Below are 25,389 nucleotides of genomic sequence, written 5' to 3'. Positions count from 1 at the left end.
TTTTTGTGCAAGGAAGGCGGAGGGGCTAAAGGCTCTCCGCTTTAAAAAACTTCGAAATTATACCTATGGGGGTTATATATATGCCAATGCAGAAATGGAACGCTTCACAAATTGCTAAAAAGGTCATTAACAATGAAGAGTTGTTTATTTTAGATGTTCGTAATGCAGATGCGTTTGAAGACTGGAAAATTGATGGTCACCGATTTGAGTATTTAAATGTACCATATTTTGAACTGTTAGATGGTGTTGAGGAGATCCTGCCGAACATCCCCTCCAATAAAGAAATTCTAGTTGTTTGTGCTAAGGAAGGATCCTCATTGATGGTTGCTGAAATGTTGTCAGAAGCTGGTCGAGATGTTGCCTATTTAGCGGGCGGTATGAAATCTTGGAGCGAATATTTAGAGCCTATTAAAATTGGTGAATTAACGGGCGGAGGAGAGCTTTATCAATTTGTCCGTTTAGGGAAGGGCTGTCTTTCTTATATGGTGATATCTGAAGGAGAGGCAGCTATCATTGATGCTGTTCGCTTTACAGATGTATTTATCAATTTCGCCGAACAGAAGAATGTGAAGATTACACATGTTTTTGATACACATTTACATGCCGATCATATTTCAGGTGGACGCCATATAGCTGAGTTAACTGGTGCGGTCTATTACTTGCCACCGAAAGATGCAGAAGAGGTTGTCTTTTCATATAGACCGTTAGTGGATGGGGTGACTGTTCAAATTGGATCATCAAAAATAAATGTAGGAGCTATCTACTCACCAGGTCATACAATTGGCTCTACATCATTTGTTGTCGATAGCCAATATTTGTTAACAGGGGATATTTTATTTGTCGATTCTATTGGACGTCCTGATTTAGCAGGCCTTGCTGAGGACTGGGTTGGAGATTTACGAGATACACTTTATAAGCGTTATCGAGAATTGTCCAGAGAGCTTATCGTGTTACCAGCTCACTTTATGATCATTGATGAACTTAATGAAGATGGGACGGTAGCGAAACAACTAGGGGATTTATTTTTACAAAATCATGGTTTGAATATTCATGATGAAGTAGAATTTAAACGTGTCGTGACAGATCAATTGCCACCACAACCTAATGCCTATCAAGAAATTCGTCAGGTAAATATGGGGAAAATAACGCCTTCGCCAGATCAACAAACGGAAATGGAAATCGGCCCAAATCGCTGTGCTGTTCGATGAAATTTATTAAAAGTACAATGGATACGTCTGTGTATTAAAAATGTGGATCGTCCAGAAATTGAAGGCGCTCATCCCTCATGAATCTAAAATAATAAGAAGAACAGGCAAATCGCTTACAATCTTTGCCGTGTTGAAGGGGATCAATATGAAATCAAATTTACAATTAGATGCAACAGGTCTTTCGTGTCCAATGCCTATTGTGAAAACAAAAAAGGCGATAGACACATTAAATATAGGAGAAATTTTAGAAGTTCAGGTGACAGATAAAGGGGCTTTAGCGGATATTCCTGCTTGGGCAAAAGCTGGGGGTCATCATATCGTAGATCAATCCGAAAAAGCTGGTGTCATCACGTTTTTAATTCAGAAAGCTTAAGGCTAATGGAGGGTTGTCTATTAAATAGAACAACCCTTCTTTCACTTTTCGGAAAGGAGGAAGAATGCATGGATATTACATGGATATTAACGATCTTTTTAATTGGTTTTCTCGGTTCGTTTGTATCAGGGATGTTAGGTATCGGTGGTGCCATTATTAATTACCCAATGCTACTGTATATTCCACCATTATTAGGATTTATGGCCTTTTCGGCTCATGAGGTATCCGGAATTATTGCCATACAAGTATTTTTTGCATCCATTGCGGGTGTATGGGTATATCGCAAGGGTGGATTTTTAAATAAATCACTTATTATCTATATGGGGGGTGCTATATTAACAGGAAGTTTTGTTGGTAGTTTTGGTTCCAAATTTTTTTCCGAGTCAGGCATCAATATAGTTTATGGTGTGCTAGCCTTAATAGCGGCAGTCATGATGTTTATTCCAAAAAAACAAATTGATGATCAACCGATGCAGGATATCACATTTAATAAGACATTGGCAATTTTATTGGCCGTAGTTGTTGGTATTGGATCAGGTATTGTGGGAGCAGGTGGTGGGTTCTTATTAGTCCCTATTATGTTAGTGGTTTTAGGGATCCCTACGCGTATGACCATTGCTACTAGTTTAGCAATTACATTTATCTCCTCCATAGGGGGAATGGTTGGGAAATTAATGACCGGACAAGTTGAATATTTCCCCGCGCTCATTATGATCATTACTAGTCTTATAGCAGCCCCACTTGGTGCGAGAGCTGGAAAAAAATTAAATACCAAAAGCTTGCAAGGCATTTTGGCAATGCTTATATTGGCGACTGCCATTAAAATTTGGGTAGATATTATTGGAGGGGTCTAACCATGAAAATTGAAGTTTTCACGGATTTTACTTGTCCGTTTTGTTATATTGCCAAGCGAGAATTGGAACGTGCGATTGAGACAAGCGGCTATACGGGACAAGTAGAAATTGAATACAAGGCTTTTCAAATAGGTCCAGAAACGCCTAAAGTAAATGCACCAACCTTTTTAGACACTTTGGCTATGAAGTATAACGCAACGCGTGAAGAAGTACATGACATGACAGAGAATATGGCATCAAGAGCTGCAGAAGTTGGGTTGAATTATAATTTTGAATTGATGACAACAGCTCACACAGAAAAAGCTCATCGATTAGCAAAATGGACACAGCAATTTGGCCAAGCATCGGCATATACGGAAGCGCTAATGGCTGGTTATTTTATGGCTGGTGAAGATGTGAATGATGATTCCTTTTTATTAAGGGTGATTGCAAAATTAGGTTTAGATATAGAGGGGGCGCAGGACATTCTAGCTACTAATGTCTTTCTTGAGGCTTTAGATCAGGATCGATATGATGCACAGCAACTTGGTATACAAAGCGTGCCATTCTTTGTATTTGAAAATCGTTATGGCATTAAAGGGGCAGAGCCAAATGAAGTCTTTGTGCGAACATTACATCAAACAGCAAAAATAGTGGGGATTCAGCCAACGATTCAATTAATGGGAAATGGTGAGGATACGTGTACGGATGGTGCATGTAACCTGTAAACCGATGGATAAGTGTCGAGTACTTAAAGTACTCGGCACTTTTTTGATTCACCCACATACTACAAGAGGTATTAAGTCGTGATTTCGGTGTTGTAGTACAACAATTAGTGGATAATTTATCCATTTTTATCATCTGAATGGTTCTATTTTACAGTAGTGTGAGAAAAATCACATCCAATAAAATGTTATGTTGCTAAAATATAAGTGAGTATACAAAGGGGGGTATTATAGATGAAACCTATAGTAGCAGGAGTAGCAGGGACAGTACTGTTAGTAGGCACAATTTTTGTAGCAACCATTATTAGTGACAAAATTACAGTTGATTCGATTGTGGAGGAGAACGAAACGACAGTGCAGACGCAATTACCAACGACAGCAGCTGCTCAGTCAGTTGTCTATGCTCCACCAAGTATTGATGAAGTGCCAGATGGACCAATGAAGGATGCAATTTTAAACGGCTATGAGCTTGTTAATAACACACATGTTGCGGCGGACGAATATGTAGGGAACCAATTATCATGCACAAGCTGCCATGCTGGTGCTGGCTATGACGAGCAAGCATCATCATTAGTAGGAGTAATGGCTAATTATCCACAATATATTGGACGCTCTGGTGGTGTAGTTACAATAGAAGAGCGTATTAACGGTTGTATGGTTCGTAGTATGAATGGTAAAAAATTCGAAATGAATAGTGATGAGCTAGAGGCTATGGTCGCTTATTTTGCATATATTTCTGAAGGTGTTCCAATTGGAGCAAAACGTGAATGGGCAGGTACTAGTGATATGAAGAATGTACCGACTCCAAATGTTGACAATGGTGAGGAGCTTTATGGTCAGTCCTGTATAGCTTGTCATGCAGCTGATGGCTCTGGGACTGGTGCCAATACTGGTCCAGCATTATGGGGTGATAATTCCTTTAATGATGGAGCAGGTATGGCGCGTATGTCAAAAATGGCTGGCTATATTCAAAATAATATGCCAGTAGGTGCAACAGGGACTTTAACAGATCAAGAAGCGGCTGATTTAGCAGCGTTTATTTTATCCCAAGATCGACCTGAATGGCCAAATCATGATAAAGATTGGCCAAAAGGCGGAAAACCAAATGATATTATGACTAAAGAAAAACGTGAACAAGTTAAAAATGGTACGATTGATTGGGAAAAGGTGCTATCTACAAACTAACGAAAAGGGATGCTGTTTATGGGCATCCCTTTTCTATTATTGAAAATTATAAGCAGTGACAATTTTATCTCTGTTTGTTGTGAAATCAGTAAAATATTCATATAGGCTAATACCGAGGAATGACCCACTTACGTTAAAGATGTTAGAAAATCCGCTATTTTGAAGGGCCATAACAGCATTATAGCTACGCTGACCGGATCGGCAATGTACATACACTGGTTGATCATTAGGTACCTCGTGCATTCTTTCTCGAAGTTCACTTAAAGGAATATTGTGTGCATGAAGGAGATGACCAGATTCAAATTCATTCTTTTCGCGTACGTCTAAGAAGTAGGCTTCATTTTCAATGAGTGTTCGCACTTCATCAACTTTTATTTGTTTGTAGTGTCCATGTAGTTGATTTTGAGCTACAAGAGCTGCTAAATTGACAATATCGCGGGCAGTGCTAAACATTGGAGAGTAGGATAGCTCCAGCTCCTTCAAATCTTCTAAAGTACCACCCATTGTGATGAGGGTAGCTATTACATCAATTCGTTTATCTGCATTGCCTTTACCTATAGCTTGGGCTCCAAGGATTTTACCTGTTGGTGTTTCATAAACGAGCTTAAAGTGAAGTGGATTACTATTCGGCATTAAGCCTACTTTATCAGGAGCTATCAGATAAACGCTTTTCGCCTGAAAGCCATTTGATAGAGCTGTTTTTTCGTTCAAACCCGTTGAAGCACAGGCAAGGTCGAAAATTTGTACACTTGAAGATCCGATAACCCCTTTATTGTGATGAGGGATGTTATACATATGATTAGCTGCAGCACGAGCTTGTCGCTGAGCGGGGCCGGCTAAAGCAAGTCGTGTCTGTTTATGGGTAAGCTGATGGAATACTTCAATCGCATCGCCCACAGCATATATGGAAGGATCGGATGTCACGTAATTAGCATCAACCTGAATGCCTCCGAGTGCACCGATAGTTAGCCCGGCTTCTTTGGCTAAGTGGATGTCAGGACGAACGCCAATCGCTAATACGACGGCTTGTGCTTTCAATTGTTTGCCAGAATTTAACGTCACATCACTTGGAGTAACCCTTGCGAGACCGTCATTGACAATAACATGAACCCCCTTATCGGTCATTTCTTTGTGCAATATTTGAACCATATCATAATCAAAGGGGGCCATAATTTGTTGGCCGAATTCAATTAAAGAGACATTATAGCCCGCTAGCTTCAAATTTTCCGCTACCTCTACACCAATGAAGCCTCCACCGATCACAGCAATATCCTGTACATGATCCGTTTGTAGGTATTGATTTAAACGGTTAATATCTACCACGTTTCTAATGGTAAAGACATGGTTTGAACGAATACCCTCTAGGTCAGGGACGATGGGACTTGCTCCTGGTGATAGAACTAATGTATCGAAACTTTCCTCATAATCTCTACCCGTTATTAAATTCTTAATGGTAATGGTTTTTTGTTCTCGGTTAATGCGTACAACCTCTTGCTGTACACGAGCCTCTATATTGTATTTTGTTTGAAAGGCTTGAGGTGTCATTAAGATCAATTTGTCTCTATTTTCAACAATCCCGCTTAAATGGAAGGGGAGAGAACAGTTGGAGAATGAAACATTTGGTCCTTTTTCAAACATAATAATTTCTGCCTTTTCATCGAGACGACGAATGCGGGCGGCAGTGGATGCTCCACCTGCAACGCCACCAACAATTAAAAATTTTTTACTCAATGGTCAACACTCCTTTTGATTAATACATATAAGGGTATATAAAAGCTTTTAAATATATGTTTTGCTATTGAAATCAATAAATAATGTAGTATAAGTACTACAAACTAAATAATATACCCTGATGGGTATATTTTCAAGATGAAAGACTTAATTAATTTTCTAAGGTGTTCCTTGTGAAAGAAAGTTAATGTATAAATTTGCTATACTAGCAGTAGTAGGAAATGGAAATGACATTGGAGGTGACATTGTTGATTTTTTTGAAATTTTTGATGCAAATCATTATAGTATCGGGTTTGATTTATATTGTGAGTGGACGATTAATAGGCTCTAATATTAATTTTGTACGAAGAGTGCTTTCAGTCGTCATTAGTGTGACATTAACCTCTTTTGTTTACTGGTACTCTTATTTACGTCATACAGATTTTTTGTCAGAAACCATGATGCAAACTGTGACAGAGGTCAGCACATTAATTTGGATTGGGAGTATGCTACTCATTTCTATGTTGCTGTATTTGGTTTTTGAGCTCTTTGATCCAAGTGGTATTACAACTGGAGATCGTCGAAATGGTCAAAAATCTTTGCTCTTACGGCTGCGGAGCTATTGGCGACAGCAGAAACGATTGCGACAAGTTTTAAAAATTGCAGTTACAAATGGTGTCGTCCAAACGATTAAATATGCAAGGCAACGTGAAAACGAAAAAGAGCTGGCGATTGCATTGCGCGCAACATTAGAGCAATGTGGTGGGATTTTCATTAAATTTGGACAAGTATTGTCTACACGTAAAGAATTATTTTCACCCATCTTTATTGATGAGCTAGAGAGGCTACAACATCGTGTGAAGCCTTTACCAGCAGAGCAAGTGACAAGTATTTTGGAGCGCTCACTTCCTGATCAATGGATGAAGTATTTAGCCAATTTCAAATGGAGCCTATTGCAGCAGCCTCTATCGGTCAGGTGCACAAAGCACGGCTTAAAAATTATGAAGATGTTGTCGTCAAGCTTCTCCGTCCAGAAGTAAAAGGGATTATGCGCGATGATCTTGAAATTTTAGAGGAATTTGCAAATTGGCTTTCATCCAAATCTACATGGGCAGAGTCACTAGGCTTTCGTGAGCTAGCTGGTGGATTCGCAGATGGACTACGTGAAGAGATTCATCTAGATATTGAGGTACGTAATACGTTACAGGTAAAGAACGCATTATCCAAAAGTGATTATAAGGTCCGCATTCCGAAAATTTATACAGCTTACAGTAATGAAAATATTATAGTGATGGAATATATTCGTGGACATAGTGTGGCGGATGGGGGGGCAGAATTCAATCGTCTGTCCATTGATCGCAGACAATTTGCTAGAACAATATTATATTCTTTTTTTGAACAGATGCTTTTTTCAGGTATTTTTCATGCTGATCCTCATCCGGGAAATATTCACATTGATGAGAAGGATGGTACACCCGTATTGCTCGATTTTGGAGCAGTTGGAAGATTGGGTGCCACACAACAAGAGGGCTTAAAGCTATTTTTAATGGGTATTCAGCTCAATGACTCCAGTGTCTTGTACGATGGCTTAACACTATTAGTGGAAAATGCCGATCATGCGGAACGTGCAAGAATGGAACAAGCAATCGATCAAATTTTACTAAAAATCTCGTATGTTGACCGCATACCAACAGAAGAATTAATACATGCTTTATTTACAGTGGTGCGGGATTTTGGGCTAGCCTTTTACCCAGCGGTAGGTTTAGCACTCCGCTCGTTGGTGACATTAGATGGAACATTAAGGGTAATTGATTCACGTTTTGATATTTTTACGGAAGCTAAGGATTTCTCTGCTACATATATGCGTGCTTCCTTCCTAAAACCATTTAAAGAACCAATGGCTACAAAAGAACGGCTGCAAGAGGAATTATCTATGCTGATACCAACTTTGCGTAAAATGCCAAGAAGAGTGGATCAACTAATTCAGCGTGTAGAGAGCGGAAAAATTATTTTACATCACGATATATTCTCTGATGAGCATAATGCCCGCTTCATTACCAACTTGTTTTCCCGATTTGTATTGCTTTTAGTAGGGATTACATTTGGAATTATTTCTGTTGCCCTTTTAGCAATCTCACAATTTATCCACGATTCTTATGCAGTGTATTTAAACACAGCTGCTTATTTAGGTTTATTTTTATGTGCAATTTTGTTAGTAAGGTTATCGATACAGGCATTGCGTTCCATGAAGCAGTAGGTAGGGATTATTCCCCTACCTCTTTTTTTTTGAAACATTTCCAAGTAATATTACAAAAACATTACAAAGTAGGTCATGTGACTATTGTCGAATTAGCTAATAACAGACTTGTGTAGAATATATAAGTACATTGTAGAATAATTGGAATTTTACGCGAATGTTACAGGAATGTTTCGAGTTTTACTAATGTATTAAATAGATAGGAAATAGTATAAAAGTTATGCTGAAAATGCTAAACTTTAAAAGGCTAAAACAAATATATAAGAACAATTGATTAAATATAGGATCGTTCAACAGATTACATAGAGTATTCAGAGCGAAATTGATAAATGAAGGGAATTGAAGGTACGTGGGTAAGCGCAATAAATGGCGTAAGTCGATGGTGCTCGCTTTAGCACTAGCAGGCGGCTTATTATTTAATACAATTCAACCAACAGAAGTACATGCTGAAGAAACTTCTCAACAAATGATTGAGAAAAAGGCTGAAATAGATGCACAGGTTAAAAAATTACAAGAAGAACTAACGAATTTACAAAAAGAGATCGACGAAAAAGTAAAAGTTTGTAAACAAGTACAAGCGGAAATTAAAGAAGTGGATGCTAGTATTGTTGAAACAAAAAAACGTATTGAGCAACGTTCTAAAATCTTAAGTGAACGTATGGCTGCATACCAAGCACAAGACAATACAGTGGGTGTTTATTTAAATGTAGTTCTTGAAGCAAAAAGCTTTGCTGATTTAATGGACCGTGTCGTAGCGGTTAAAACATTAATGGATGCTGACCAAGAATTAGTGGATCAACAAGAAGCTGACAAAGCGAGCTTAGAGCAACAAAAAGCCATTCTAGATGAAAAACAGAAAGAGCTTCAAAAGCAATTCCAAGAGCTTCAACAAAAGGAAAGCGAAATGGAAGTGAAAAAGGCTGAAAATGAAGCAAAATCATTAGCCCTAAAAGCTCAAATTGCAACAAAACAGGAAGAAGAACGTTTAGAAGCTGAACGTAAGGCAGCTGAAGAAGAAGCGGCTCGTTTACGTGCTCTTCAAGCAGCAACGCCAGTAGTACAAGCTACTCAAAATAACAGTGATGGTGATGGTCAACAACCACAAAAAATTATCGTTGGTTCAGGCGCTGGTACTGCCTCTTCAGGTGATGCTATTTCTACAGCAAAACAATTCCTTGGTCGTCCATATGTTTGGGGTGGTAGTAACCCAACTTCAGGGTTTGACTGCTCAGGTCTTGTACAATGGTCTTATAAACAAGCAGGCGTTTCTTTACCACGTACTGCATCTCAACAATATTTAGCAACACAACGTATTTCTGCTGGGGAAGCACGCGTTGGTGACTTAGTATTCTTTAGCTATGGCTCAGGTGTAGCGCATGTAGGTATCTACTTAGGTAATAACACAATGATTGATGCTCAAAATAATGGTGTTGTCATTGAATCACTTGATTGGTGGAATCAATATTTAGTAGGCTTTGGTCGAATTCAATAAGCCTCTATATTATATAGACGATTAACATGATAAAAAGGTCATCTTTGTAAGGGAAAAATACAAAGATGACCTTTTTTATTGGTATCAAATTTTGAAATTTACTTTTATGATGCCTGTTTCCTTTAAGGCGATAAAGAAAATAATGACAAATGGCCCGACAAGTAAACCGATAATACCAAATAACTGTAGACCAATAAACATGGCAATTAATGTTGGTAAAGTTGATAACCCAATATGCTCACCCATTAGTTTAGGCTCGACTACACGACGAATAATGAGTAAAATAGCAGCTAAGATGAATAATTTTACAGCAATAGATGTGTTTCCCATTAAAAGGTGATAAAGCCCCCATGGTGCTAAAATAATGATGGAGCCTAAAAAAGGGACAATATCTATTAGCCAAATAATAATGGTCATGGTTATGGCATATTTAGGCTGGATTAATAAAAGTCCAATAAGTGTAACGCCTCCAATAATGAAGCTTACAAATAAATGTGCTTTCATATAGCCGAATGTTGCATCCTTTAAACGGTTTAAAATAATTTTTATTTTCTTTGCTGTGTTTGGCTTTAAATACTTATAAGTAATGCGCTTCAATTTCGGCAGATCTAGCATAAATAGGAATAGGGCAATCATATAGACGAGAAGACTGATAAATAGACTTGGAATCTCTGAAAAGAAGGCTGAAACTTTGCTATAATTAAAGAAGCTTAAAAACGTTTCTTCAATTTTCTTTATGAAATCCATTGTGGTTTTTTGAAGCGAAGTACTTACTTCGGGTGGAAAGTCTTCCGTGTATTTAGAAATATTTTCTTGCATATGAAGCCACATATCTGATAGCTTGGAAATATAATAGGGAGCTTGCTTAGACAATAAAATTATTTGCGTCATGATCTGCGTAATTGAAATATAGCAAATAATGGAAATTATAATGACACTCACTATGTATATAAAGGCAACTGCAATTTTTCGAGACATTTTCCAGCGCCTTTTAAAGAACATGACGATTGGTTCAAGGAAAAATGCGCTGATAGCTGCTAATATTAACGGCATAGATACCGGAATAATAAAATAAGCGGCTATAATTAGGGACAGAATCACTAGCAATCGAAAAATCAATTTCCTAGCATTAAATTTATTCATAAACTCACCTTCTTTGCGAAAAAATTAAGTTAAGTGTAACATAAATCAAGTTTTATGACGTTCTGAAACAATAAAGGTAGGGATAAATTATGGAAAAAGAGATTTTGCAACTTTTTAGTAATCTAACAGAGCGTGATCGAGATATTCAATATGAATCTTACGAGGAACTGATGAAAATTATGCAGGAGCCCGTAGATTGGACATATGCAGTGTGGGAACAGCTTGTACAAGCGCTTACATATAAAAATGGGCATGCACGTGCACTTGCCGCACAAATTTTATGTGCTTTAGCTGCAAAAAGTGATCCCGAAGAAAGAGTATTAGAAGATTTTTTAAAGATTTGGGCTGTGACTTATGATGAAAAGCCCGTCACGGCAAGGCATACATTACAGGCTATTTGGAAAATTGGTTTAGCAGGTCAAGTACAAAGCGATTTAGTCGTATCTTATTTAGCCAAGAGATTTCAAACCTGTTTAGATGAAAAGCATCCTACTCTCATTCGCTATGATATTATTGTATCTTTAAAAAAATTATATGATCAAACGAGTGATCCTAAATTATTAGACATAGCCCATCGCTTAATTAATGAAGAGCAAAATGTTAAATATAAAAAGAAATATAAGTCAGCCATCCGTTCTTAGTAACGAGATGGTGTTTTTTGTGCAAACTCTTTGGTTATTAGGAGATTAGTCAACTATAATATATGAAAAAGACAAAAGGGGTTAGGGAATGAGCATTTATAATTATTTAGTACGAAAGCCGAATGGTGAAATTTTATCAATGGAAACTTTTCGAGGGAAAACGATGCTAATTGTTAATACGGCCAATCAATGCCGATTTACATATCAATTTGAAGACTTACAAAAAATGTACGATAAATATGACAAAAATAATTTTGTCGTTCTAGGATTTCCTTGTGATCAGTTTGGCCATCAAAATCCTGAAGACGGAGAGGAAACTGCCCATCTTTGTAAGGTCAACTATGGAGTTTCGTTTCCCATTTTTGAACTAGTCCAAGTAAATGGTGAGACGACACATCCTTTATTTAATTATTTAAAACATGAAGTTGATTTTCGTGAATTCGGAAAAGCAAGCATGCAGGAGAAAATGCTTGCTGAGGCAATTGTTCAACTTGCTCCAAGCTTTTTAGATGGTCGTAATATTCGCTGGAATTTTACTAAATTCCTAGTAGATGCAAGCGGAAAAACCATAGCTCGCTTTGAGCCTACAGACTCACAGCTTGATATTGAGCAAGCAATTGAAAAAGTATTATAGTAGAGTGATTTTATGGAAATGAAAATTCTTCTAAAACGACTATCATTTTTGTACGCAACTATTTTTTCCTATCAAACTATGATAAACTGCTTTACAAGTGAATTATTCTTGCAGAATAAAGGTGCTAGCTAGCATAATCGGGAATTCGGTATAAGCCGAAGCTGTTTCCGCAACTGTAAGTACAACTATTATAAAGATGAACCACTGTTTCATAGGAAATGGGAAGGTTCTTTATAGCTCTTATTTAATTATATAGGAGCGTTGTACAAGCCAGGAGACCGACCTTTATTTGAACGTATAACAACTCTTCGGAAGCTAGGAGGATATACGGCAAATACATAGGCAGTGTCGTGTTTCTATGACAATCATTATGTTATTTTAGTCGTTCCTTTGCGTGAGGAGCGACGTTTTTTTATGTTCTAAAAAAGTAAGGATTTTCATTATGAAAAGGGGGACAGCAGGTTGAAAAAAGATGCACGTTATTCTTGTTATCCTTTTATGCGAGAGAAGGCTTCAACTGTCGATTTTGAGATTCGCACAGATAGTTTAACAACGCATTTAGGGGCTGCACTAGCTAGAGTGAAGAAAGAGGATGTCCAGGTTGTTGCAGATGATTTAACACAGATTTTACCTATGGCTTATCATGTGAATGGCTCGGTTCGTGGGAAGCTAGCAGTTACAGATGAGGATCTATCCTGGTTAAGTGAGCGCTATGATTTTTATGTAAGTCATGTGAAGGAAGAGATTCAAAATTTTGTTTTACCTCAAGGAACAGAGGCTGCTGCTGCTTTACATCTTTGTCGTAGTGAGGCGAAAAAATCATATCGAACTTTACACAAGGTTTCGGAAGAACGAGAGGTACCGACTATTCTCTTCGATTATTTAGGCTTATTAGCCAATGTATGTTTTGTAATGGCTGTCTATACGAATCAACAAGCTGGAATCGCTGAAATTCCGTTTATGAGTAAATCATATCCAATGAAAAAGAAAAAGGTGAATAATAATGAAGAAACTATTTAATTTACAATGGCTATCGGTTTTATTGCTAGCGCTCGTTTTAGCAGGTTGTGGAACTGCGGAAGATACAAAAAATAAAAATGTTACCCAAGATGAACAAAAAATTGAGCAAACAAGTTACAAAGTAACCGATGATCGTGGTGTAGAAATAGAGTTTAAGGAAGTACCAAAAACAGTTGTGTCCTTACAACCAAGTAACACAGAAATTCTATTTGCATTAGGGGTTGGCGATAAAATTGTAGGTGCCACTGAATATGATACATATCCAGAAGCTGCCCAAAAAATCGAACGTGTTTCTGATACTGTGAATTATAACAGTGAGCGAATTTTAGCGTTAAAGCCAGATGTTGTTATTGCGTATACGATTGGTGAGAAGGATGCACTTAAGCCACTCGAGGATGCAGGAATTAAAGTATTTGTTATTCAATCAGCGGCTACATTTGATGATGTATATGGAGATATCGAACAAATTGCAGCTGTTATGGATGTTAAGGATAAAGGAAAGGCATTAAACGAGGAAATTAAAGCAAAAATCGCTGATGTGCAAACAAAGATTAAGGAAGTAAAAACACCAAAAAATGTTTATTTAGAAATTAGTCCAAAGCCAGAAATATATACAGCAGGCTCTGGCACTTTCCAACAAGAAATATTAAATGCGGCAAATGTAAAGAATGTGTTTGCAGATTTAGATGGCTGGAAGCAAATATCTGAGGAAGATGTAATTGCGAGAAATCCAGACGTCATTTTAACAACAGTCAACTATACAGAAAATCCAATTGGAGAAATCCTTGCTCGTGATGGGTGGAATACGGTAACAGCTATTCAGAACAAGGCAGTTCAGTCCCTTGACACAGATATCTCAAATCGTCCAGGTCCACGTATCGGTGAAGCAGTTGAGCTTGTTGCTAAAGCTGTGTATCCAGAGTTATATAAATAAGATCGTAGAAAATGCTAGTTGTTTATTACAGCTAGCATTTTTTATTTTATTACCTAGTGTGAAAATTGGTATTAATGTAGTTTGTTCGATAGAATAAAGGTAAGAACGCTTATTAATATAGGGAGGTGTAGTTCAGTGAAGCAAATACAAAAAAATATTCCGTTTGAGGCCGTTTATAATTTCCGAGATATGGGGGGATATCAAACGAGGGATGGGCGTGTTATAAGAAATGGCTTATTTTATCGCTCTGCCGCACTTGGTAAAATGACATCGACAGATAAAGAATTATTTGAAACATTAGGTATTAAAACAATTTTTGATTATCGTGACACGAATGAAGTACAACATAATCCTAATCCTGTGTTTCCACAAACTCGATATATTCAAATCCCTGCGAAGGGAAAGCATGCTTTTGAAATGCCAACTAATACAGGTGGTAGAGAGTTTTATAAAGTAGTTAACGCTGATATGTTCAAGGACTTTTATGCACAAATGCCTTTTCATAATCCCTCTTTTAAAGAATTAATGATGACTATACAAAACCCTGATAATTTAGGGCTAGTCCATCATTGCGCAGTTGGAAAAGACCGAACAGGAATTGGCGGAGCTCTTATTTTATTGGCTTTAGACGTACCTGAAGAGACCATTATGGAAGATTATTTAGATACGAATATTCATTTGCGTCCCATGGTAGAAAGAATGGCTCAAACGATCCAGCACCAGTATAATGAACAAGAATTACAGCAATTTTATGCTTTAATGTCCGCTCGTGAGGATTATTTACAGGCAGCGTTAGATGCTATGGATCATCGTTATGGCTCAAAGACAGCTTTTTTGGAGCAGGAGTTTGGTCTAACGGCTGATAAGCGTGAGCAATTACAGTCATATTGCTTAATCTAAATAAAATCCCTTTCACAATTAGTGAGAGGGATTTTTTATGTGGAAGCGCTGTCTTCCTATAAATCTCTTTACAGTCTGAAAATTTATGATAAGATACAATAGATTTTTAAGAAAAGTATAGGAGAAGTGAAGGTATTGGCAGACACAATAAAAGAAACAACTAAGTTAAGTCTATTCCATTTAACATGGCCTATCTTTTTAGAAGTGTTTTTATTTATGTTGATGGGACTAGCCGATACTTTTATGCTTAGTGCTCTATCAGATAATGCTGTGTCAGGAGTAGGTGCAGCCAATCAATATATTCATATCGCTATTTTAATTCTTGAGGTAGTCGGCAACGGTGCGTCCATCGTTGTATCACAATATTTAGGTTCGAAACGGTTTTTTGAAGCGGCTAAAATATCGGCTCTAGCAGTCACAATGAATTTGGCAGTTGGCCTTATAATGAGTGTTCTATTTTTCTTCTTTGCTAGTCATTTAATGTCGATGATGAACTTGCAAGGTGAGGTCCTTCATTATGCTCAAAGTTATTTAGTGATTATAGGGAGTTTTATTTTCCTTCAAGCAATTATTAATGCCCTTGCTGCAATTATTCGTGTTCATGGTTGGACGAAACAGACGATGTATGTATCACTTGGCATGAATGTACTGCATGTTATCCTTAATTACGGCCTGATCTTTGGGAATTTTGGTTTACCAGAGCTTGGTGTAAAAGGTGCAGCCATCTCTTCAGTGATTAGTAGAGGATTAGCGATGATCGTGTTTTTCTGGTTGCTTTATCAAGTAATGGAAGTACGAGTAAAGCTACACTACTACTTTGAGTATTCCAAGGAATATGTAAGAAAAATTTTAAACATTGGTTTACCGTCTGCCTTTGAGCAGGTTCTTTACCAGTTTTGCCAGATCATATTTTTATATTATGCCACATATTTAGGGGCAGAAACTTTGGCAGCCAGACAATATGCTATGAACATATCAATGTTTACCTATTTATTCGCTATTGCGATTGGGACAGGAACGGCCATCATTATCGGTAGGCATGTAGGTGCTGGAGAAAAGGATGAGGCTTATCATCAGCTGTGGACAAGTGTCCGAGCAGCATTTATTTTCACCATTATTATGGTTGGTGTAGTGACCATTTTCCGCAAGCAGCTTATGCATGTTTTTACAGATAACCCCGAGGTGATGGCTATCGGAGCATCTGTCTTGGCATTAAGTATAGTGCTAGAAACTGGTCGGACGATGAATATAGTCGTCATTAACTCTTTACGTGCCTCAGGAGACGCAAGGTTCCCTGTTAAAATCGGTTTTCTGTCGATGGTTTGTATGAGCCTCCCATTAGGTTACTTTTTTGTATTTGTCCTCGATTGGGGTTTAGTAGGTATTTGGTTAGCTATCTCTGCAGATGAATGGGTACGGGCAATTATCGTATACTTTAGATGGAAAAGCCGAAAGTGGGAGCGTTTTGCCCTCGTTTCACCGAATGAACAGAAGGAGGAATAGCAATGGGAGCACTATCTAAACGTGCAGTAGGTGCAGCATTGATCGATCAACATATAGCGCTTTTTGCATGTCCGTTATGTCAGCAATCTATGCACGTCTATGAGCAAGGGAGACTCGTTTGTTCTGCCAATCACTCTTTTGATATTGCCAAGCAGGGCTATGTCAATATGCTGACACATGGCTCTACTTCTAAATATAGTAAAGATCTTTTTGAATCTCGCAAAGCTGTTATTGATAGTGGGATTTATGATGTTGTAGAAGCAAAGATTGGGGAGCTTATTAACTCTGCGAATACAGTGCTCGATACGGGCTGTGGAGAGGGATCGCATTTAGCCCGTATTATGAATGAGAAAAAGAATGGGGTAGGCATCGGTATTGATATAGCTAAAGAGGGTATTTTGGCTGCGGCTCGACATTATCCACAGCAAATTTGGTGTGTTGGCGATTTAGCTAAGAGTCCTTTTGCACAAGGTAGCTTTGACGCTATTTTAAATATTTTATCACCGGCAAATTATGAAGAATTTAAAAGGCTTCTTGCGCCTAATGGCTGTATGGTGAAGGTTGTGCCACAAAGCGGCTATTTACAGGAGCTGCGTGCTCAATTATATGCCGATTCGAGTAAGGAAACATATTCTAATGAACAAATTGTTGCTCGTTTCCAAGATAGTTTTGGCGAAGTGAATATAGAACGAGTCACTTATACATTGCCACTTGCTCAGGAGCTTGTCCCTGCTTTATTGGAGATGACACCGATGGGCTGGCATAAAAAAGATGAGACAGACATTGTATTAAGTGAAATTACGATTGATGTAGATCTATTGGTTGGAAAGATGTAAGATGGTCACCTACAATTGCAGTATACTAGTCTTTTCGATTACAATGGGAATAACTATTGAATAAGGTAGGAATGTGACAGTGTATAAATTAGTAGCAAATATTGTTAAAGTAATATTAAAACTTATGGGTTCGAAGGCTCGTGTGTATGGTGAGGAAAACTTGCCAAAAGAAGGTGGATATATTATAGCTTGTACGCATACAGGCTATGTAGATATTTTAAACCTCGGCGTTGCCATGTACCCTCAAGAAATTCACTTTATGGCGAAGAAGCAATTATTTGAAATGAAGGGTCTTGGCTGGCTTATTGAACATTTAAACGCCTTCCCAGTGGACCGTGATAATCCTGGTCCGAGCGTTATTAAAATTCCCTCACAGTTATTGAAAGAAGGAAAAGTAGTGGGGATATTCCCATCTGGAACACGTAATTCAGAAGGAACGGACTTAAAGCAAGGAGCCATTACAATCGCTCAATTGGCAAAGGCGCAAATTGTTCCAGCAGCCTACGTTGGTGCACGTAATGCTGGAGATGTCATGAAGCGCGGTAAAGGCTATTTAATTTATGGCGAGCCGTTTTATGTAACGGGTAAAGGAAAAGAAGGTCGGGAGCAATTTACTCAACACCTTGAACGTGAACTAGTCGCTTTAACAGAAGAATTGGAAAATCGTATTGCAGTAAAATAAAATGAAGTGGCACTCAGAATCGTATTGATTTTGGGTGCTTTGTTGTAGGAGGATTATCGTAATGATTCAAGTACTTTTTGTTTGCTTAGGCAATATTTGTCGCTCGCCAATGGCGGAGGCGGTTATGCGAGAGCTGGTGAGAAAAGAGGGTTTAGACGATAAAATTGCTGTGGATTCTGCCGCAACAAGCTCATGGCATATCGATGAACCTCCTCACCGAGGCACACAGGATAAGCTTAGAGAATATGGTATTTCTACAATAGGAATGGTAGGTCGACAGCTACAAAAGGCTGATGTAGAAAGATTCACATACATTATTGGTATGGATGAGAGCAATATTCGCAATATCAGAACGATCTTAGGAAATCCTACTTCACCAAAGATTTTTCGTTTTTTAGATTTAACAGAACATCGTAAAGACGTTCCTGATCCTTATTACACAGGGGATTTTCAAGAAACCTATGATTTAGTGCTAGAAGGCTGTACGGCATTACTAGATAAAATTAAAGAGGAATGGTTATAGAAGGATGCTAAATAGCGTAAATTTTTACAGCTATTGCTACAGAAAAAACAAGCATAAACATTGGTATATCTAGCTTTGTAAGCATCATTATGTTATTATTTGCAGAGTAAAGATACGATAAGTATTTAATTACCATTTTAAGATGTGCAACTGCATATCTATTATTTTTTTATAAATCTATCCTTTGAAAGAGAGTGGAAACAATGGGTCGTAAGTGGAATAACATTAAAGAAAAGAAAGCGTCTAAAGATCAAAGCACTAGTCGTATCAATGCTAAATTTGGGCGAGAAATTTATGTGGCAGCTAAATCAGGCGAACCAGATCCAGAGTCAAACCGTGCACTTAAAGTGGTGCTTGAACGTGCAAAAACATATAGTGTTCCTAAGCATATTATAGAAAAAGCCATCGATAAAGCAAAAGGTGGCGGTGACGAAAACTTTGATGAATTACGTTATGAAGGTTTTGGTCCAGCCGGCACAATGATTATCGTAGATGCTTTAACAAACAATGTAAATCGTACAGCATCTGATGTGCGCGCAGCATTTGGTAAGAATAACGGAAATATGGGTGTTAGTGGATCTGTTGCGTATATGTTCGATTCTACTGCAGTTATCGGTTTAGAAGGTAAAACAGCTGATGAAGTACTAGAAATTTTAATGGAAGCAGATGTAGATGCTCGTGATATTCTGGAAGAAGAGGAAGCGGTTATTATTTATGCAGAACCGGATCAATTCTTTGCTACACAAGAGGCATTAAAGGCTGCTGGCATACAAGAATTCACAGTAGCTGAGCTTTCTATGCTACCGCAGACTGAAGTAACATTAACTGGCGACGATGTTGCAAAGTTCGAAAAATTAATCGATGCATTAGAAGATTTAGAAGATGTTCAAAATGTCTTCCACAATGCTGATTTAGGTGAATAATCCAATATATTATTGATTGAGTAAACCAGTAGCACATAAAGCTACTGGTTTTTAATTAGGGAGGAAAATCATGCAGACTGCATTAGCGATTATTTTGTTTTTAGTGACTTTATTTTTTGTTATTGTACAGCCACGTAAATTATCGATTGGTTGGTCAGCCTGTATAGGAGCCGCCATCGCACTCATAATTGGAGTAGTTACATGGCAGGATGTACTGGAAGTAACAGGAATCGTTTGGAATGCTACTTTATCGTTTATTGGTATTATTTTAATTTCCCTAATTTTAGATGAAATTGGCTTTTTTGAATGGGCTGCCCTGCATATGGCACGACTTGCTAAAGGAAGTGGTATACGTTTATTTGTTTATATTGCTTGCTTAGGAGCGATAGTATCAGCGCTATTCGCTAACGATGGGGCGGCGTTAATATTAACGCCAATTGTTTTAGCAATGGTTAGAAAACTGAATATGACGGAAAAAATGATTTTCCCATTTATTATTGCTAGTGGCTTTATAGCAGATACAACATCCTTACCCTTTGTTATTAGTAATTTAACAAATATTGTATCAGCAGATTTTTTTGAGATTGGCTTTATGGATTATGCGATTCATATGGTTGTACCGAACTTCTTTTCTTTAATTGCAAGTATAGCTGTACTGTATGTGGTTTTTCGTCGTTCCATACCACAGTGCTATTCTCTCGATGCAGTTGAACAACCTAAGCAGGCGATTAGAGACCCGAAGTTATTTGCGATATCTTGGTATGTAATAGTAATTTTACTAGTGGGATTTGTAATCGGCGAAATGTTCCACGTTCCAGTGTCATTTATTTTATGTAGTGTAGCCGCTATTTTCTTATGGCTGGCAAATCGTAGTTCTTTTGTAGATACAAAGAGAGTTGTCAAAGGGGCACCATGGAATATAGTGTTCTTTTCCATTGGTATGTATGTGGTTGTTTACGGCCTGAAAAATGTAGGGATGACAGGTATACTAGCTAGTTTACTAGAACATGCTGTGCAGCAAGGATTCGTTGTAGCGACCATGACTATGGGATTTGTAGCTGCCGTTTTATCAGCAGTCATGAACAATCTACCAACAGTCATGATTGATGCATTAGCAATCTCTGAAACAAGCGCAACAGGCATGATGAAAGAGGGACTCATTTATGCCAACATAATTGGTACTAATCTTGGCCCAAAGATGACTCCAATCGGTTCACTTGCGACATTAATATGGCTTCATATTTTAGCTCAAAAAGGGATTAAAATTAGCTGGGGGCAATATTTTAAGTTCGGCATAATTCTTACAGTTCCGACATTATTCGCTACTTTAATTGCTTTAGTTATTTGGATATCGTTATTAGCATAGTTTTATTGTCGAAATAGTGCAAATAATAGTACAATAGTTAATAGATTAACTTAGTAGTATGTTAAAGGAGGTAAGCATGCGAGTACCAGGTAAATTAAGTAATAGAATCGTGTTGATGTCATTTGTTATGTTAGTAGCTTTGTTAGCATTTTTTATTGTCACAATGATCTACACAGCGAAATCATCCGTTAATAAAACAATGGGTGCACAGGCTGTCGCGGTAGCAGAAAACATTGCGAAACAATTAAACCCAGAGGACTATGAACAACTATCAAAGGACCCAAGGGAATCAAATTTATATTGGCAGCTAAGAGAAGAACTGAATGAATTGCGTGAAATAAATGGGGTCCTGTATGCCTATACTTTTGCCGTTCCACAGGAAGATCAAAAAGTTCGATTTTTAGTGGATGGTATGCCAGCAGATGACCAAGAAAATGCAGGTGTTATAGGAGAGGAGTCTTCTTCTACATTATATAAAGATATTGAAAAAGTAATGGATACAGGAAGTTATTACTCTAATATTTTACATAGCGGTTTTGGGGATTATTTGTCTGGTACAGTACCATTAAAGGATGCATCAGGAAATATTGTGGCGTTTATAGGGGTAGATATAGAGGCTAACGAGGTAAGCGGTGTAACGAATGCTGTATTGATAGCCATTTTGCCAGCATTAATTATAGTAATGTTAGTTTTAACAGGAATTGTTATGTTTATAATGTACCGTTACATAAATCAAGCACTAAAGCCATTGGCAAATTTAGGGGACGCGGTGTCAAGTTTTGCACAAGGGGATATCGCGAAGGCAACAATGGAGGTTGAAAAAATCCAGCTAAGAGGGAAAAATGAAATTTCTATGTTTGCACGAGCCTTTCAGGAGTCCTTACAAAAATTAAAAGAAACATTCCAAACCATTCAGCAACAAACATTCGCCTTACAAAGCGTTGTGAAAAAGATTGATGAAACTACACAACATGTTGAAACATCAAATGCTCAAATTGCTGATCGTATAGTTGAAATCGCTGCTGGTAGTGAGCAGCAACAGCAAAACAATCAAGAAGTTGTCTTAACGATGAATGAAATGTCGATAGGTATTCAACGACTGGCTGATACAACTTCTGAGATTGCTGAATCATCCTCAACGATGACGGGCCTAGTGGAAACTAGCGTGAATCATTCTCAAGAGGTCGTATCTCAAATTCAAAACGTGGAATCCTCCGTTTTACGAACGGCTAAACATGTTGAGGAAATGGGAGATCGATTCGGCTCTATTGAAGAGATGGTAACAATTATTACGAGCATTGCTGACCAAACCAACTTACTGGCATTAAATGCGGCGATAGAGGCGGCGAGGGCGGGGGAAGCTGGTAAGGGGTTTGCAGTCGTTGCAGATGAAGTAAGGAAGCTTGCTGAACTGTCTAAAGCATCAGCGGATGAAATACATACACATCTGAAAAGCTTTAAGACCATTACAGAACGAGCATTACATGAAATGTCTGGTAGTGCGGTAGATGTACAAGCAGGTAATAGGGCTGTACAACGTATTGGTGAAAGCCTAGAACAAATATTAGAATCAGTTGTTGAGGTAAACAATAAGATTCAGGATGATTCAGCTGTCATTGAAGAAATGTCAGCGGGCTCTGAAGAAATATTAGCTACTACAGAACAGATGAATGATATTGCTCAGCATAATGTGCAAGGAACAAAAGAAGTAGCAATGGCTTCTGACTTACAAGTAACAAGGGTTTCAGAATTAAATGAAGTTGTAGCGTTGTTAGATCAAACATCTAAAGAGGTAACTGAAACAATCAATACGTTCAAATTATGATCATTGTAAACTATTTTTCTATGAGAAGAAGTCTTGTAGAAAAATAGTTTTTTTACGCTAGTTGGAGAAAAATAAAAATATAATGATATGTATTTATCGAAATAAACCGAATAGGGGAATTAATTTGCGTTTTATCCATTGCGGAAACTTCCAAATCATAACATAATATAAGTTAATATACTCTTTGAACGAGAAGAATAAGGGGGGCTAAAGTATGAGGTTTTTACGTTCGATACAGGGGAAACTAGTCGTTATTTCATTGGCACTACTAATTATTCCAAGTTTAATAATTGGCGTGGTTAGTTATAGTAAGGCCAAGAATGGTATGGAGGATATAGGAGAGCAAGTAATTTATAATAGTGTTCAATCTGCTTTGCAAATAATTGAACTTGCCAATGAAAGTGTTGAAAAGGGAGATATACCTTTAGATGTAGCGCAGGAACGGGTACGCGAGGCTTTCTTGGGACCTAAGGATAGTGAAGGGAAGCGGCCGATTAATTATCCAGGTGACTTGGGGGAATACGGCTATATCTATGTATTAGATGATAAGGGAACATTAACAACACACCCTACTCGAGAAGGTGACAATCTTTGGAACGATCAAGATAGTAGTGGAAATTACTTTATTCGGGAAGTAACTGACCGAGCATTGGATGGGGGTGGTTTTACTAAATACGAATTTGAGCTACCAGGCCAGAATGTATTGGCGGATAAAATTATTTATTCAGCAAAAGATCCACATTGGGGATGGATTATTGCATCAGGTACATATATGCAGGATTTTAATGCAGAGGCAAACTCGTTACTATTAGTCATTGGTTTGACGTTAGCGGGTGCTATTATCATAGGTGTTATGGTTGTTATTTTAGTATCTAGGCATTTGGCATTACCAGTCAAAAAATTATCCCAACGCGTACGTGAAGTAGCAAAGGGTAATTTAACTGTAGATATTGAGCATTTACAGCGTACAGATGAAATTGGCCAGTTAAATGAGGGCTTCAATGAAATGGTTGATCAATTAAAAACACTAATTTCAGATGTAGAAGAAGCAATTGTAGAAATTCAATCGACATCGTCAAATTTAACCGCGGTTGCTGAAGAAACAAATGCTTATGGCGATGAAATCGTTAAAGCTATTAATGAAGTATCGAATGGCGCCGTAAAACAAGCAGCAGAGGCGGAAGATACAAATCGAACAGCTACTGAGTTTGCTCAACAAATTGAAGGATTGCACGATAAAAATGAATTAATGCTAGATGCATCACAAGATATGCAAAAATCAAATGAAGAGGGTATCGTTAATATCGCTAGTTTAAAGGATAAGTCGCAGGAATCTTCAATGCTTATTCAGAATATTCAGTCCGTTTTTGGGAGTTTAATTGTGAAGGTACGTGAAATAGAAGGCATTGTAGGGACAATTACAGAGATCTCTGATCAAACCAATCTCCTGGCTCTAAATGCATCTATTGAGGCTGCACGAGCAGGTGAACAAGGCAAAGGATTTGCTGTGGTCGCAGAGGAAGTACGAAAGCTAGCTGATCAAACATCCGTAGCAACTGAGCTAGTTCGCACTACCTTAAAGGGGATTGAGAGTGAAACAAATTTAGTCAATGATGAAATGCAGAAAACTCACGTCATTGTAAGTCAACAAAATGATTCTGTCATGGTAACAGAGTCTTCCTTCAAAGAAATCAAAATGGCTGTGGAAAAGATCATTTTAATTATTGGTGATATGACCGATGGCGTAAAATATGTAAATAGCGCTAAGAATGATATGATGAAATCCATTGAAAGTATTGCAATGATCAGTGAAAAAAATGCCGCTGCTTCTGAAGAGGTGACAGCATCGGTAGATGAGCAACAACTAGCGATTCAGCTTATTAGTGAATCTTCCAATGATTTAACAGATGAGATTACAGCGTTACAGGAATCCATTAAACGCTTTATTTTAAGATAAAATTATTGAGGGTGCTTGGTAATCAAGCATCCTTTTTTCTGTAGTCACGTTAATAAAAGGTAAGGGAGGGTTGATTTGTGAAAAAATGGTTGATTAGAGTAGGTGTTGTTCTAATTGTTATAGCAATTGTCCTCTATATTTGGTTGGGGAAAGAAATTGAACGTGGGGTGGAAGCAAATGCAGATGGCTCGGCTAATTATATGATCATACTGGGAGCGAAAGTAAAACCAGGAGGTGTACCATCACTTTCTTTAAAAAGTAGATTAGAGGAGGCCGTTCCATATTTAGTAAAGTATCCCCAAGTAAAGGTCATTGTGTCAGGGGGACAAGGACCCGATGAAGATCGAACGGAGTCATCCGTGATGAGAGATTATCTCGAGCAAAATGGTATTGATGCTACGAGAATTATCGAGGAGGATCAGTCCACCTCCACGTATGAGAATTTAGTATTTTCTAAAGAACTTATACCAAAGGAAACAAAGAAAATTACGATTGTTTCAAATGACTTCCATCTAAAACGTGCGAAATATTTAGCCGAGTCTTTAGATTTTGAAGTAGATGTAGTGTCAGCTAAAACGCCAAAGTCAGTAGAAGCTAAACTAAAAATAAGAGAGCGAGCGGCATTACTAAAAACATATATAGTAGGTTATTAAAAAATTGTTTCTTAATAGCTAAGATTTGACATATAATAGAAATATCACGGGGTATATGACAGAAAG

22 protein-coding genes, 1 pseudogene and 1 riboswitch are annotated in these 25,389 nt (G+C 37.8%); of the genes and pseudogenes, 21 read left to right on the top strand and 2 right to left on the bottom strand.

Going from position 1 to position 25,389, the window contains the following annotated elements; all coding sequences use genetic code 11:
• Positions 1 to 80 precede the first annotated feature (80 nt).
• The 5 genes from C9J29_RS13615 to C9J29_RS13595 all read left to right on the top strand — a co-directional run bounded on the left by C9J29_RS13615 (position 81) and on the right by C9J29_RS13595 (position 4,324).
• Positions 81 to 1,208, top strand: a complete 1,128-nt coding sequence (locus C9J29_RS13615; RefSeq protein WP_089985803.1) for an MBL fold metallo-hydrolase — start codon at positions 81 to 83, stop codon at positions 1,206 to 1,208.
• A gap of 145 nt (positions 1,209 to 1,353) precedes the next feature.
• Positions 1,354 to 1,581, top strand: coding sequence for a sulfurtransferase TusA family protein (locus C9J29_RS13610; RefSeq protein WP_043989918.1), 228 nt, complete (start codon positions 1,354 to 1,356; stop codon positions 1,579 to 1,581).
• Between the two features lie 68 nt (positions 1,582 to 1,649).
• Positions 1,650 to 2,435 (top strand): sulfite exporter TauE/SafE family protein, encoded by a 786-nt coding sequence (locus C9J29_RS13605; protein ID WP_089985802.1) that lies wholly within the window; start codon positions 1,650 to 1,652, stop codon positions 2,433 to 2,435.
• A gap of 2 nt (positions 2,436 to 2,437) precedes the next feature.
• A complete protein-coding gene (locus C9J29_RS13600; protein ID WP_089985801.1) occupies positions 2,438 to 3,142 on the top strand; it encodes a DsbA family oxidoreductase in 705 nt (234 codons plus the stop codon).
• 231 nt (positions 3,143 to 3,373) lie between these two features.
• A complete protein-coding gene (locus C9J29_RS13595; RefSeq protein ID WP_008175239.1) occupies positions 3,374 to 4,324 on the top strand; it encodes a c-type cytochrome in 951 nt (316 codons plus the stop codon).
• 36 nt (positions 4,325 to 4,360) lie between these two features.
• Here the strand turns inward: C9J29_RS13595 and C9J29_RS13590 are convergent, their stop codons facing one another.
• A complete protein-coding gene (locus tag C9J29_RS13590) occupies positions 4,361 to 6,055 on the bottom strand; it encodes an FAD-dependent oxidoreductase (RefSeq protein WP_089985800.1) in 1,695 nt (564 codons plus the stop codon).
• A 248-nt stretch (positions 6,056 to 6,303) separates the two neighbouring features.
• Between C9J29_RS13590 and C9J29_RS13585 the strand changes: the two are divergent.
• Positions 6,304 to 8,291 (top strand): annotated as a pseudogene (locus C9J29_RS13585) (ABC1 kinase family protein).
• A 349-nt stretch (positions 8,292 to 8,640) separates the two neighbouring features.
• Positions 8,641 to 9,783: a C40 family peptidase gene (locus tag C9J29_RS13580; RefSeq protein ID WP_237068841.1), complete on the top strand. Its 1,143-nt coding sequence runs from the start codon at positions 8,641 to 8,643 to the stop codon at positions 9,781 to 9,783.
• 84 nt (positions 9,784 to 9,867) lie between these two features.
• Here the strand turns inward: C9J29_RS13580 and ytvI are convergent, their stop codons facing one another.
• Complete coding sequence (ytvI, locus tag C9J29_RS13575; RefSeq protein ID WP_089985798.1) at positions 9,868 to 10,926, bottom strand: sporulation integral membrane protein YtvI; 1,059 nt, start codon at positions 10,924 to 10,926, stop codon at positions 9,868 to 9,870.
• An 89-nt stretch (positions 10,927 to 11,015) separates the two neighbouring features.
• Here ytvI and C9J29_RS13570 point away from each other — a divergent pair, with 89 nt between their 5' ends.
• The 14 genes from C9J29_RS13570 to C9J29_RS13505 all read left to right on the top strand — a co-directional run bounded on the left by C9J29_RS13570 (position 11,016) and on the right by C9J29_RS13505 (position 25,323).
• Positions 11,016 to 11,567, top strand: coding sequence for a hypothetical protein (locus C9J29_RS13570; protein WP_008175231.1), 552 nt, complete (start codon positions 11,016 to 11,018; stop codon positions 11,565 to 11,567).
• Positions 11,568 to 11,655: 88 nt separating this feature from the next.
• Positions 11,656 to 12,201: a glutathione peroxidase gene (locus C9J29_RS13565; protein ID WP_107922318.1), complete on the top strand. Its 546-nt coding sequence runs from the start codon at positions 11,656 to 11,658 to the stop codon at positions 12,199 to 12,201.
• A 102-nt stretch (positions 12,202 to 12,303) separates the two neighbouring features.
• Positions 12,304 to 12,502, top strand: a riboswitch (cobalamin riboswitch).
• 161 nt (positions 12,503 to 12,663) lie between these two features.
• On the top strand, positions 12,664 to 13,221 hold the full coding sequence (locus tag C9J29_RS13560) for a hypothetical protein (RefSeq protein ID WP_107922317.1): 558 nt from the start codon (positions 12,664 to 12,666) through the stop codon (positions 13,219 to 13,221).
• Positions 13,205 to 14,155, top strand: a complete 951-nt coding sequence (locus tag C9J29_RS13555; protein ID WP_089985795.1) for an ABC transporter substrate-binding protein — start codon at positions 13,205 to 13,207, stop codon at positions 14,153 to 14,155. The genes C9J29_RS13560 and C9J29_RS13555 overlap by 17 nt, the downstream gene beginning before the upstream one ends.
• A 135-nt stretch (positions 14,156 to 14,290) precedes the next feature.
• Positions 14,291 to 15,055 (top strand): tyrosine-protein phosphatase, encoded by a 765-nt coding sequence (locus C9J29_RS13550; RefSeq protein WP_089985794.1) that lies wholly within the window; start codon positions 14,291 to 14,293, stop codon positions 15,053 to 15,055.
• Positions 15,056 to 15,190: 135 nt separating this feature from the next.
• Complete coding sequence (locus tag C9J29_RS13545) at positions 15,191 to 16,558, top strand: MATE family efflux transporter (protein ID WP_043989914.1); 1,368 nt, start codon at positions 15,191 to 15,193, stop codon at positions 16,556 to 16,558.
• A gap of 2 nt (positions 16,559 to 16,560) precedes the next feature.
• Complete coding sequence (locus tag C9J29_RS13540; protein ID WP_107922316.1) at positions 16,561 to 17,394, top strand: putative RNA methyltransferase; 834 nt, start codon at positions 16,561 to 16,563, stop codon at positions 17,392 to 17,394.
• Between the two features lie 79 nt (positions 17,395 to 17,473).
• Entirely contained in the window at positions 17,474 to 18,076 is a 603-nt protein-coding gene (locus C9J29_RS13535; RefSeq protein ID WP_036121211.1) for a lysophospholipid acyltransferase family protein, read from the top strand.
• A 61-nt stretch (positions 18,077 to 18,137) separates the two neighbouring features.
• A complete protein-coding gene (locus C9J29_RS13530) occupies positions 18,138 to 18,599 on the top strand; it encodes a low molecular weight protein-tyrosine-phosphatase (protein WP_008175216.1) in 462 nt (153 codons plus the stop codon).
• 203 nt (positions 18,600 to 18,802) lie between these two features.
• Positions 18,803 to 19,522 (top strand): YebC/PmpR family DNA-binding transcriptional regulator, encoded by a 720-nt coding sequence (locus tag C9J29_RS13525; protein ID WP_008175214.1) that lies wholly within the window; start codon positions 18,803 to 18,805, stop codon positions 19,520 to 19,522.
• A gap of 70 nt (positions 19,523 to 19,592) precedes the next feature.
• Positions 19,593 to 20,888 (top strand): arsenic transporter, encoded by a 1,296-nt coding sequence (locus C9J29_RS13520; RefSeq protein ID WP_008175213.1) that lies wholly within the window; start codon positions 19,593 to 19,595, stop codon positions 20,886 to 20,888.
• A 76-nt stretch (positions 20,889 to 20,964) separates the two neighbouring features.
• Positions 20,965 to 22,713, top strand: coding sequence for a methyl-accepting chemotaxis protein (locus C9J29_RS13515; RefSeq protein ID WP_089985792.1), 1,749 nt, complete (start codon positions 20,965 to 20,967; stop codon positions 22,711 to 22,713).
• A 214-nt stretch (positions 22,714 to 22,927) separates the two neighbouring features.
• Positions 22,928 to 24,670, top strand: coding sequence for a methyl-accepting chemotaxis protein (locus C9J29_RS13510; protein WP_107922315.1), 1,743 nt, complete (start codon positions 22,928 to 22,930; stop codon positions 24,668 to 24,670).
• Between the two features lie 77 nt (positions 24,671 to 24,747).
• A complete protein-coding gene (locus C9J29_RS13505) occupies positions 24,748 to 25,323 on the top strand; it encodes a YdcF family protein (RefSeq protein WP_174804737.1) in 576 nt (191 codons plus the stop codon).
• Positions 25,324 to 25,389: the final 66 nt, after the last annotated feature.

This window comes from Lysinibacillus fusiformis, from assembly GCF_003049525.1.
Taxonomy (GTDB): Bacteria; Bacillota; Bacilli; order Bacillales_A; family Planococcaceae; genus Lysinibacillus; species Lysinibacillus fusiformis.
This window is presented reverse-complemented; position numbering and strand designations above follow the sequence as displayed.